The sequence below is a fragment of the Inhella sp. genome, from assembly GCF_041912635.1.
Taxonomy (GTDB): domain Bacteria; phylum Pseudomonadota; class Gammaproteobacteria; order Burkholderiales; family Burkholderiaceae_C; genus Inhella.
In genome coordinates, this window is sequence record NZ_JAYRMO010000046.1 from 18,445 (window position 1) to 29,125 (window position 10,681).

Annotated in this window: 13 protein-coding genes; 5 read left to right on the plus strand and 8 right to left on the minus strand. The window is 70.6% G+C overall.

Going from position 1 to position 10,681, the window contains the following annotated elements; genetic code table 11:
• Window positions 1-75 precede the first annotated feature (75 nt).
• Window positions 76-222 (minus strand): hypothetical protein, encoded by a 147-nt coding sequence (locus tag ACE3QP_RS20295; protein WP_374438672.1) that lies wholly within the window; start codon window positions 220-222, stop codon window positions 76-78.
• 187 nt (window positions 223-409) lie between these two features.
• Between ACE3QP_RS20295 and ACE3QP_RS20300 the strand changes: the two genes are divergently transcribed.
• Both ACE3QP_RS20300 and ACE3QP_RS20305 read left to right on the plus strand, forming a co-directional pair.
• On the plus strand, window positions 410-1,975 hold the full coding sequence (locus ACE3QP_RS20300; protein ID WP_374438673.1) for a methyl-accepting chemotaxis protein: 1,566 nt from the start codon (window positions 410-412) through the stop codon (window positions 1,973-1,975).
• A gap of 13 nt (window positions 1,976-1,988) precedes the next feature.
• A complete protein-coding gene (locus ACE3QP_RS20305; protein WP_374438675.1) occupies window positions 1,989-3,245 on the plus strand; it encodes a diguanylate phosphodiesterase in 1,257 nt (418 codons plus the stop codon).
• On the opposite strand, the gene ACE3QP_RS20310 is transcribed toward ACE3QP_RS20305, so the two are convergent.
• The 6 genes from ACE3QP_RS20310 to ACE3QP_RS20335 form a co-directional block, all read right to left on the minus strand.
• Window positions 3,158-3,658 (minus strand): hypothetical protein, encoded by a 501-nt coding sequence (locus ACE3QP_RS20310; RefSeq protein WP_374438677.1) that lies wholly within the window; start codon window positions 3,656-3,658, stop codon window positions 3,158-3,160. The two genes, ACE3QP_RS20305 and ACE3QP_RS20310, sit on opposite strands and share 88 nt — an antisense overlap.
• Window positions 3,655-3,966, minus strand: a complete 312-nt coding sequence (locus ACE3QP_RS20315) for a hypothetical protein (RefSeq protein WP_374438679.1) — start codon at window positions 3,964-3,966, stop codon at window positions 3,655-3,657. Before ACE3QP_RS20315 ends, ACE3QP_RS20310 begins: the two co-directional genes overlap by 4 nt.
• A 13-nt stretch (window positions 3,967-3,979) precedes the next feature.
• Complete coding sequence (locus ACE3QP_RS20320) at window positions 3,980-4,615, minus strand: hypothetical protein (protein ID WP_374438681.1); 636 nt, start codon at window positions 4,613-4,615, stop codon at window positions 3,980-3,982.
• An 11-nt stretch (window positions 4,616-4,626) separates the two neighbouring features.
• Window positions 4,627-5,286 carry a carboxypeptidase-like regulatory domain-containing protein gene (locus ACE3QP_RS20325; protein WP_374438683.1) on the minus strand — a complete coding sequence of 220 codons (660 nt, stop codon included), beginning with the start codon at window positions 5,284-5,286 and terminating at the stop codon, window positions 4,627-4,629.
• A gap of 115 nt (window positions 5,287-5,401) precedes the next feature.
• Window positions 5,402-6,046 (minus strand): class I SAM-dependent methyltransferase, encoded by a 645-nt coding sequence (locus ACE3QP_RS20330; protein WP_374438685.1) that lies wholly within the window; start codon window positions 6,044-6,046, stop codon window positions 5,402-5,404.
• A 58-nt stretch (window positions 6,047-6,104) separates the two neighbouring features.
• Window positions 6,105-6,473 carry a hypothetical protein gene (locus tag ACE3QP_RS20335; protein WP_374438686.1) on the minus strand — a complete coding sequence of 123 codons (369 nt, stop codon included), beginning with the start codon at window positions 6,471-6,473 and terminating at the stop codon, window positions 6,105-6,107.
• A 116-nt stretch (window positions 6,474-6,589) separates the two neighbouring features.
• Here ACE3QP_RS20335 and ACE3QP_RS20340 point away from each other — a divergent pair, with 116 nt between their 5' ends.
• The 3 genes from ACE3QP_RS20340 (at window position 6,590) to ACE3QP_RS20350 (ending at window position 10,155) form a co-directional block, all read left to right on the plus strand.
• Window positions 6,590-7,492, plus strand: a complete 903-nt coding sequence (locus ACE3QP_RS20340) for a LysR family transcriptional regulator (protein WP_374438688.1) — start codon at window positions 6,590-6,592, stop codon at window positions 7,490-7,492.
• A 430-nt stretch (window positions 7,493-7,922) separates the two neighbouring features.
• Entirely contained in the window at window positions 7,923-8,615 is a 693-nt protein-coding gene (locus ACE3QP_RS20345) for a hypothetical protein (RefSeq protein WP_374438690.1), read from the plus strand.
• A gap of 523 nt (window positions 8,616-9,138) precedes the next feature.
• Window positions 9,139-10,155: an IS110 family transposase gene (locus ACE3QP_RS20350; RefSeq protein ID WP_374438691.1), complete on the plus strand. Its 1,017-nt coding sequence runs from the start codon at window positions 9,139-9,141 to the stop codon at window positions 10,153-10,155.
• A 305-nt stretch (window positions 10,156-10,460) separates the two neighbouring features.
• On the opposite strand, the gene ACE3QP_RS20355 is transcribed toward ACE3QP_RS20350, so the two are convergent.
• Window positions 10,461-10,681, minus strand: a 221-nt coding sequence (locus ACE3QP_RS20355; protein ID WP_374438693.1) for an integrase core domain-containing protein, incomplete at its 5' end; no start/stop codon positions are given.

Consider the following 10,681-nt stretch of genomic DNA (forward strand, 5'->3'; position numbering starts at 1 on the left):
CTGAGCCCCCGCGCGTCTGCCCCGGCGCCGGGCCGGGCCCCGCCGGCGCGCGGGGGGGGCCAACGGCGAGGGGCCTCAGGAGCCTGTCTTCTTCTTGCCGCGCTCCATCACCTGCGTCACGACGCTGGGCATCGGCGCGCCGCCCGACACGGGCTTGGACGGCCCGCTGTCCTTCTTCGGCTTCTTGCTTTCCTTGTTGCTGCGTTGCTGGCCCTTGGGCATGGTGAGCTCCTGTCGAGTGAAGGCCCGAGCGTAGGGCCTGTGCGGCCGCGCTGGCGCCGCTGGCGCGCCGCGGCGCAAATTCCCCGAGCCGCCTAAGGCTTAGCCCGTCTGGGGCCAATCGCGCACGCTTGGCGTCTCCTGGGGATAGCCCTTAGCCTGCGCGCCTCATCCACGTCGGGAGGCGACCATGGCTTGGGGACTTCGTCAGAGGCTTCTGGGGGCATTTGGTGTTTTGGCGTTGGTGACGGCCCTAGGGGGCCTGGCCGTCTGGCTCAACATCCACCGGGTGGACGAGCAGCTGATGGCCTCGCGCGACCGCTTCCTGCCGCAGGCGGAACGCATCGCGGATGTCAAGGCGGGGGTGATCAAGGCCTCGCTGGAGGCGCGCCACGCCATGCTGGCGCCCACCGAGGCCGGCCGCGAGGCCGCCTTGGCGCGCCTGCATGGGCTGCGCACGCAGACCGATGCGGCCCTGGCCGACTTTCAGCAGCACCTCAGCACGGCCCAGGGCCGTGCGCTCTATGCCGAACTGGAGCAACGCAAGCAGCGTTTCTGGCGCGAGGCCGAGGCCCTGCTGCCGCTGATCCGTGCGGGCGAGCCGGCCTTGGCCTTCGCGCGCCTGGAGAGCGATGTGGTGCCGGCGCGCGACCACTTCATCGAGGCCGTGGCCGCACAGCGCGCCTGGCAGGCCGAGCTGCTGGCCAACAGCACCGCACAGGCCCTGGCCCTGGGGCAGCGCAGCGAACGCATGCTGCTGGCCATCTCGCTCGTCGGCCTGCTGGCGGGCTGCGGCTTCGCCTGGTGGCTGAGCCGCGAGCTGCTCGGCCAGTTGGGCGGCGAGCCGGCCCAGGCCGTGGCGGCGGTGGCGCGCGTGGCCTCGGGCGATCTGAGCCAGGCGCCGCCGGCGGCGGGCGCGCAGGCTGCGCACAGCGTGCTCGGCGCCATCGGCCGCATGCAGCATTCGCTGCACGAGCTGCTGCTCAGCATCCACTCGGGCGTGAACCATGTGGCCACGGCGTCCTCGCAGATCGCCAGCGGCAATTCCGAGCTCTCGGGCCGCACCGAGCAGCAGGCGGCGGCGCTGCAGCAGGCCGCGGCCTCGCTGCAGCAGCTCAACGAAGCGGTGCAGCAGCACATCCAGGCCGTGGAGGCCAGCCGCGGCGAGGCCGAACAGGTGGCGCAGCTGGCGCACGACGGCGGCGCGCGCATGGGCCAGGCGGTGGCGGACATGGAGCGCATCCGTGGCAGCAGCCAGCGCATGGTGGACATCATCGGCACCATCGACGGCATCGCCTTCCAGACCAACATCCTGGCCCTGAACGCCGCCGTCGAGGCCGCCCGCGCGGGCGATGCCGGGCGCGGCTTTGCCGTGGTGGCCAGCGAGGTGCGCACCCTGGCCCAGCGCGTGGCCGAGGCCTCGCAGGAGGTGCGTCAGCTGATCCAGAGTAGCGTGGACGACGTGGGTGCCGCGCACCAGCGCATGGCCCGCGCCGGCGAGCAGGTGCAGGCCATCGTGCAGGGCATCGAGCGCCTGCGCGAGCACATGGCGCACATCAACCAGGCCATCCACCAGCAGGCGCAGGGCTTGCAGCAGGTCAGCGGCGCCGTCGGCGCCATCGACGAAGCCACACAGCGCAACGCCGCGCTGGTGGAGCAAAGCGCGGCGGCCTCGGCCAGCCTGCACCAGCAGGCCATGCAGCTGGAGCGCGCTGCCCGCCGCTTCAAGCTGCCGGCGCGCGGTGCCAGCGCCTGAATGGGAGGCCCGCATGCTGCACCAACTGATCTACCGCAGCCGCGCGGCGGCGGCGCTGCTGGCCCATGGCCTGGAGCGGCTGGCGGCCGAGGCCGGGCGCCGCAACCGGGCGCTCGACATCAGCGGCCTGCTCGTCTGCGATGGCGACTACTTCCTGCAGGTGCTGGAGGGCCCGCGCAACGCGGTGCTGACGCTTTACGACGCCATCGTGGCCGACCCCCGCCACAGCGCCGTGGTGCTGATCCGCTCCGAACCCGTGGCGCGGCGCCAGTTCCAGGGCTGGCGCTTCCTGGTGGCGCCGCCCCAGTCCCAAGGGCGCCGCTGGCCGCCCCGGCTGTCACGTTCCGGCAGCCTGGTGGACGAGGGCGAGGACCGCGTGGCCGCCATCATCGACAGCTTCTTGTGCGGTGACTGGCGCGACCCCGCCGGTGCGCCGAACGCGGGCCCGCCGCCCGCTCCGGCGCAGGCGCGGGGCCCTGCCTCTGTCGGCCTGCCTCATGGGCAGCAGGGCCTGCCCGGGCAGGCCCTGCTGCCCGAGGCGCCTCCGGTGCGCTTTGCCATGCAGCCGATCGTCGAGCCGCACCTGGGGCGCATCTCCTCGGTCGAGCTGCTGCTGCGCGGGCCGGATGGGGAAGCGCCGGCCGCGCTGCTGCGGCGCCTCTCGCGTGCCGAGCGCTACACGCAAGACCTCGCCTGGAAGGAGCTCGCCTTCGCCCAGATCGCCCGCACCGCCTTCACCGGCAAGGTCGCCATCAACCTGCTGCCCGGTGCGCTGATGCGCGACCCGCTGGCGGCCGAGCGCCTGGCGCGCATGGCGCGCAGCCATGGCATCGAGCCCCAGCGCGTCATCGTCGAGATCACCGAGGAGGAGGCGATCTCGCAGCCCGAGCGCTTCTACCGCAACGTCGCCGAGCTCAAGGCCGCCGGCTTCCTCACCGCCATCGACGACTTCGGCGCCGGCCATGCCGGCCTGAGCCTGCTCACGAACTTCCAGCCCGACAAGGTCAAGATCGACCGCCAGCTCGTGCACGACATCCAGCGCTCCGGCGTGCGCCAGGCCATCGTGCGCGCCGTGCTGGATTGCTGCCGGCGCCTGGGCATCACCGTGGTGGCCGAGGGCATCGAGCAGCACGAGGAATACGCCTGGCTGTTCGCGGCGGGCGTGCGCCGCTTCCAGGGCTTCTACTTCGCCCGCCCAGCGCTGGAGGCGGTGCCCGAGATCCGCTGGCCCGCGGCGCTGGAGGACACGGTGGAGGCGCGCGTGGCCTGATGCACATCGGGCTGCGGCGCCAGCACCCGCCGGTAGCGCCACTCCAGCGCCCCCAGCGTGCCCACGAACACGGCCTCGCCCAGCAGATGGGCGAGGCCGAACCCGCTGGCTTCCGCGCCCCGTTGCAGCGCCATCAGCACGCACACGCCGGCCCAGAACGCGTTGGCCAGTGCCAGCAGCTGGACGGCCACGGGCGGCCGCCCGCGCCAGCAGGCCAGGCCGAGCGAACCGCAGCCGTACAGCAGGTTCACCGCGGCGATGCGCTGCAGCAACTGCACCGGCAGCCCGTAGAGGCTGCTCAGGCCCGGCGCGAAGCCGAACACCAGCAGGCCGGCGCTGAGGGCGGCCAGGCTGTCGATCCAGAGCAGCCGCGGCGCCAGGCGCTGCAGCACGCCCGTGGCGGGGTGCTTCATGCGCGGTCGTCCGGCTGGCGTGGTGCCATGCGGTAGGCATCAGCCGCCGGCGGCGCGGGGCCCTTCATGCGGCGCACCAGCCCGGCCGCCGCCATCAGCACCGCCAGCAGGCTGGCGCCCGCAAAGGCCAGGCCCCAGCCCGCGAACTCCCACAGCAGCAGCTCGGGTTCGGTGGCGGGTGCCAGGCCGGCGCGCGCCAGCCAGGCGCGCAGCAGCGGCAGGCCCAGGCTGACGAGCGCGATGCCGGCCAGCCAATACGGCCAGCGCCGGCCCACGCGCTGTTCCCAGGGCAGTGGGGCGGGCTTCATGCGCGGTGGCGGCTCAACGGATGTCCCTCACCTGCGGCAGCACCCGGCGCACCAGGTCCACCACGTCGATGGGGCGGTGGAAGTTGCCGGCGAACACCAGGCCGTAGGCCTCGGGGCGCTTGAGGGCGTCGGGGTCGGTGGCGATGCGAAAGCCCAGCAGGTCGATCGGGCTCTTGAAGGCGCTCCACTCCGTGGGTTGGCCCGGCACCACCTTGCCGCTGCCCGTCATCTGGTAGGCCGACACGGTGCGCACCTTCACGCTCTTCATCAGCGGCTGCAGCTTCTCCAGCGGGCCGCGCGCCAGCGCCACCTGCTCGGGGCTGGCCTGGTACTGCAGGGTGCCGCTCCAGTGGTCGAAGTCGCCGCTGGGGGTTTCACGCATCACCAGGGCCTGCGTCTCGTAGAGGCCCTCGCCCACCGGGCGGTAGCGGGCGTCCACCAGGTAGATCGAACGGTCCGGCGCCTTGTTGCTGGAAAAGAAGATGAACCAGGCGGGCAGCTCGGTGCGCGGGGGCAGCAGGTTGGCGGGCGCCTTGGCGGTGGCCGCTGTTTGGGCCTGGGCTTGGGCCTGGGCTGTCGGCGCGCCGGCCAGGGCCAGGGTGGCGGCGAGCAAGGCCGGGCGCAGGGTACTGAGCAGAACGGGTTGCACGGGCAGGGCCTTCACTTCAGTTGGGCGCGTTCGCCGTGGATCTCGCCCAGGTCCACCACGCCCCGGCCGGGCGGTATGTCCACCACATGGATCACATGGTTCTCCAGCTCGCGCACCTGCTTGACGGAGCGCGTCACCGGCTCGCGCACGGCGGCGGTGACGATGCCGAAGTGCGAGAAGGTGGTGATCTGGTGCTCGCCGGTCTCCTGCGCAATCCAGCCCTCCACCTCGTAGGGGATCACCGCCCACAGCAGGTACTGGCCGGGCTGCAGGCCGCGGAAGCGGAAGCGCCCCTCGCGGTCGCTGAGGGTGCGCGCAGCCACGTGGTCCAGCTCGGGCTGCAGGTCGAACATGCCCATGCGCAGGCCGTTGGGCGCATGGCGCTGCACCCAGGCGCGCAGGAACTTCGTCATCGGGAACAGGTACACCGGCTGCTCGCGGGCGTAGATCTTGGTACCCGGGCGCAGCTGCAGCAGGGTCTTGCGCAGCGTCATCGAGGCCTGGCCCTGCAGCGTGCTTTCACCGATGGCCATCAGCCCGGAGGCTTCTTCCATGCTGAAGGGGTGGACGGTCTGCAGCTTGTCCTGCCGGTAGCGCACGTCCTGCGCGGCCAGCGGCAGGCTGGCAGTCAGCAGCAAGGCGATCGCGAGCGTCTTGCAAGGCTTGAACATGGGGAAGAAGGCTGGAGCCTTGGGTGATGGGGCGGCGCGAAGTGTGACGGATGACGCCAGCGCGGCGGCGGCGCCCGCGGCTGAGTGAGCGGGCAGCTTGTTCGCTCTCGCCCGCTCAGGGCTTGCGCGCCACGATGAACACGCGGATGTCCTTGTCCTGCGTGCCATGGCGCTCCACCGCCTCGATGCGCAGGCCCTGGCGCTCCAGCGCGGCCACCAGCGCCGGGGCCTTGAACACCAGCACCGGCGGCGCCTTGCCCAGCAGGCGTGCCAGCGGAATGCCCAGCCAGCCCACCAGCGGATGCATCTCGCCCACGCAGGCCGTCTTGGAAATGAACAGGCCACCCGGTCTGAGCGGGCGCAGGGCCTGCGCCAGGCTGGTGTCCAGGTCGGGCAGCAGGTGCAGGGCGTTGAAGGCCAGCAGCACGTCAAAGGCCTTGGCCTGCGCATGCGGCGCGGTGGCATCGGCCACCTCGAACTGCAGGCCCGGCGTGGGCTGCGCGGCCAGCTTCTCGCGGGCGATCGCCACCATCTCGGGCGCAAGGTCGCTGGCCACATAGCGCCGCGTGGCCCCGGCCAAGCTCAGTGCCGTGGTGCCGGTGCCGCAGCCGATCTCCAGCACCTCGTGCTCCGGCCGCAGCAGGCCGCGCACGCGCTGCAGCGTGGCGGCGTAACCGCCGATGTCGGCAATCGGGTCGGCAGCGTACTTGCGGGCCAGGCGGTTCCAGAAGGTGGCCTGGGCGTTCAGGGTGGCTTGCATCGTGAGGGGAACAGGTTGAAAGGGGTTGAACAGGGTGGGAGCTGCGTGCGCCGGCTGCTTACTTGCGGGGCAGCACGGGCTTCCATTGCTGCGTCTGGGCGTGGCATTCGTCGCTCGCGATCTGCAGGCTCACGGAGACGCTCAGGTAGCCGGCCTTGCTGGCCACGAGTTCGTACTGCCCACCGCGGCTGTCCACCGCGCAGGGCAGCAGCAGGCAGGTCTGCGTTTGCGGGCTTCCGCCATTCAGGCGCCAGCTGATCTGCACGCCCTCCAGCGGACGCCCCGCCTCGTCCACCGGCTGCACGGACACCGCGGGGATGTAGACCGCCGTGCACACCACCAGCCGCGCATCGCCCCCGCCGCAGGCGGCCAGCAGCAGCGGCAGCAGGGTGGAAAGGATCGGCAGGCGGAGCGGGGTGAGGCGCATGGCGGGGTGAACGGCAGTGGGGTGGCAGCGCGAGGCTCGAGCGGCGTGGCAGCATGCTATGCATGCGTTTGCGTGCCGAACAGCCGCAATTCCGCAGATCACTCATGCATGGATGTATGGATCAACTCGACTGGAACCTGCTGCGCGCCTTCCTGCACACCGCCGAGGCGGGCTCGCTTTCCGCCGCCGCGCGCCGGCTCGGGCTCACCCAGCCCACGCTGGGCCGGCAGGTGGCGGCCATTGAGCAGCAGTTGGGCGTGAGCCTGTTCGAGCGCATCGGCAAATCCCTGCAGCCCACGCCCACCGGCCTGGCCCTGCTGGAGCACGCGCGCGCCATGGGCGCGGCTGCCGAGGAGCTGGGCCTGGCCGCCAGCGGCCATGTGCAGGCGGTGGATGGCGTGGTCAGCATCTCCGCCACCGACATGGTGGCCGCGCACCTGCTGCCGCCGCTGCTGCTGCGCTTGCGCGAACAGGCCCCGGCGCTGCGCATCGAGATCGTCACCACCGACGCCCTCTCGGACCTGCGCCGCCGCGAGGCCGACATCGCCTTGCGCCATGTGCGCCCCACCGAGCCCGAGCTCATCGGCCGCCTGCTGCGCGAGGCCAGCGCCAGCTTCTACGCATCCAAGGACTGGGTGCGCCGCCACGGCCACCCACGCCAGGCCGCCGAGGCCGCGCGCCACGCCTTCGTGGGCAGCGACCGCAGCGGCCGCTACCTCGGCTACCTGCGCGCCCACGGCCTGCCGCTGAGCGAAGACAACTTCAGCGCCTACGCCGAGAACTCGCACACCGGCTGGGCCCTGGTGCGCCAGGGCCTGGGCATCGGCGCCATGATGGACGAGGTGGCGCGAAGCGACCCCGATGTGGTGCGCGTGCTCGATGACGTGCCCCCCGTCGTGTTCCCGATCTGGCTCGTCACCCACCGCGAACTGCGCACCGCGCGGCGCATCCGCATCGTGTGCGACCTGCTGGCGCAGGCCTTGATGGCGCCGGCTGGTGCTGCGGCGGGCTCGGCTTGATGCGACCTGGCGGGAGCTTGTTGCGATTCCTGCCGCGTCGGTCGCGGGGCCGGTGCGCGAACAGGAGCGCGCGGCAGGGAGCGCTGGCGGCCTGATCACGCGCGGTCGTGCCGCGCCTCGCCCTGCTTGAATGGATGGGGTGGCCGTTCGCTGCACGCGAAGCGCCGCACCGGCGCCCGTGCCCGGCAGCAAGGGCTGCCGCAGAGCGGCAGAGGGCAAAGCAGAGGGCGCGCGCGAGCCCGCCCGCACCGTGACCCCAGAGACCGCCCATGCGCGCGCCGCCTTGCACCGTGCGTCACCGCTGCGTTAGTATGAAAGCGCTTTCAAAAGACGCCGTCAGCACCCGCTGGCGCCCCGCGTTCCTTGAAGCCCCGGGCCCCGGCAGCCGTCGGGCCCGCCCTCTCGCAACCCACTCTTGAACAGGATCTCCATGAAACGCTCGCGTGCGCTCGCCCTGCTGGCCGGCGCGGTATTCAGCCTCAATGCCATGGCCTGGACCGTCAGCTTCTCCGGCACCATCGACCAGGGTTTCGACAACAGCGGCGTGTTCGGCGTGGCCGGTCGCGACCTGCGCGGCCTGAGCTTCACGCAGACCATCGAGATTGCCACCGACCCGGCACTCTGGAGCGTCAGCAACGGCGGCCCGGTGTTCACCGACATCTCCGGCCACGGCCCGGCCTTTGTCGACACCGTCACCGTGGACGGCCAAACCGTCCGTTTCGAGGTCGAGGCGACCGGCTATGGCCGCCAATTCCTGTTCGACGAGTTCAGCACCCAGCACACGGGCGCCGACTACCTCTACACCGACCAGCGCGGCCTGGCCCAGGGCGACACCCTGCGCGCCTTCCAGTACGCCTACAGCTACCTGCAGGCCTTCATGCCCAGCCTGGATTTCGACCAGGGCCTGGACCTTCCCGCCAGCGGGCTGACCACCTGGTCGGAGTTCGTCATCACCGGCCAGCGCCACGCCAACTTCTACGGCAACGCCAGCTCCATCCGCGTGAACGGCGGCCCGGGCCAGGAAGTACCCGAGCCCACGCCGCTGGCACTGGCGGGCTTCGGCTTGCTGTTGCTGGGCGGGCATGCGCGCCGGCGCGGGCGTGGCGTGCAGCAGGGCGCTTGAACGCTGGACTGCGCCGGCTGCTCTGAGGTCCGTTTGGTGAAGCCGGTGCGAGATCAGGAGGGCGGGGCACCCTGCTCCGTCCATGTCCCCCTCCGCTGCGCTGCCCGCGCAGCGGATTCCTCCTTTTACTTCCCTACGCAGGGCGCCCCGCCCTCCTGATCGACCCAGACCGAGGACGGCTGAGATCAAGACGGCCGTTCGTGCGCTTGGGTGCCTTTGTGTTCCCGATGCACGCCAGGCTGTGGCCGGATCAGGTCGTCAGGGCCCCCGGCGTAGGGAAGTCAAGGGGGAATCCGCCGGCCCGGCAGGCCGGCGGAGGAGGACATGGACGGAGCAGGGGGCCCTGGCGGCCTGATCACGCGCGGTGCTATGAGGGCATTGGGCTTCGACCAGACCTTTCGAAGACTCAGGGCTAAAAACTAAAGGCCTGAAGAATCATCTAGCCCCATGAGGCCGGTCTCCGTTCCCAGGCCTACCGTTTGGTTTCCACATCAAGCGGCTTGCGCCCACGAAGGAGACCGACATGACACTGTATGCAGCCATCGACCTGCACAGCAACAACAGCGTGCTGTGCGTGCTGGATGAGACGGATCGCATCGTGTATTCCAAGCGCCTGCCCAATGACCTCGGCGTGATCGAGAAGGCCCTGCTGAGCTGCCCGGGTGAGGTTCGCGGCGTGGCCGTCGAGTCCACCTACAACTGGTACTGGCTGGTCGATGGTCTGCAGGACGCCGGCTTCACCGTGCACCTGGTCAACACCTGCGCGGTCAAGCAGTACGACGGGCTCAAGCACAGCGGCGACCTGGACGACGCGCGCCACCTCGCCCATCTGCTGCGCCTCGGGATCCTGCCCACCGGCCATATCTATCCGCGCGAAGAACGTGCCTTGCGCGATCTGCTCAGGAAGCGCAGTCAGCTCGTACGCCAGCGCACCAGCCAGATCCTGAGCATGCAGAACCTGCTGGCTCGCAACCTGGGTGCACGCGCCAGCGGCAACGAGATCAAGCGCTGGACGGATGCGGACATCGCCGCCATGCCCATGCTGCCTGCGCAGCGCCTGGCCTTGATGAGCAACCGCGCCGTCATGGACTGCCTGGACGATCAGGTCAAGCGGCTGGAGAGCGCCATCCTGAGCCAGGCCCGCGAGCGCGCCGACTACCAGGCCCTGAACACGGTGCCGGGCATCGGCAAGGCGCTGGCGCTGACCATCGCGCTGGAAAGCGGTGACATGGACCGCTTTGCCGATGCCGGCCACTTCGCGTCCTACGCGCGCACGGTGGACAGCCGGCGCGAGTCCAACGGCAAGAAGAAGGGCAGCGGCAACGTCAAATGCGGCAACAAGCACCTGGCCTGGGCCTTCATCGAGGCCGCGCACTTTGCGGTGCGCTACGACGAGACGATCCGGCGCTGGTTCCAGAAGAAGTGCAGCAAGAGCCTGCAGGTGGTGGCCACCAAGGCGGTGGCGCACAAGCTCGCGCGCGCTTGCTTCCATGTGATGAAGACGGGTGTGCCGTTCGATGCGGCGCGCGCCTTCGGGTAGCCAGAGGAGATCGAGATGAAGGGACGGCGCGGGCCAAGCCGCTACGGGGTTGGCAGAACCATCAGACCTGAATGCAAGCCCGCACCGATCCCGCCCGAGTTGGAGTTGTTCGCAGCGCCCGTGCCGCGAGCCAGATGGGGTTGGAGCGCCAAGACCGTGAGGCACGGCGGCGCAGCCACAAGACCTGTGCGGGCCCTGTGCCCGCAACGAATGGACGCGGTGGGGTACAGAGGGTTCTCTGGGGCGGTGAATGCCGCCAGGGGTCGGCGTGGCAGCATGTATTGACCCAGCGGTTTTTGCTCAGGTCAGGCTGCTTTGGCGAAGGCCTCGGCAGGGGTTTGCATGCGTAAGGCCTGGTGAGGCCGCTCGTGGTTGTAGAAGTTGATCCAGTCCCCGATGGCACGGCTGGCGTGCTGCAGGGTCTCGAAGCGGGTGCGGTGCACGCACTGCTCTTTGAGGGTCCGGATCACCCGCTCGACCATGCCGTTCTGTTCCGGGCTGTAAGGCGTGATGAACTCCTGCTGCA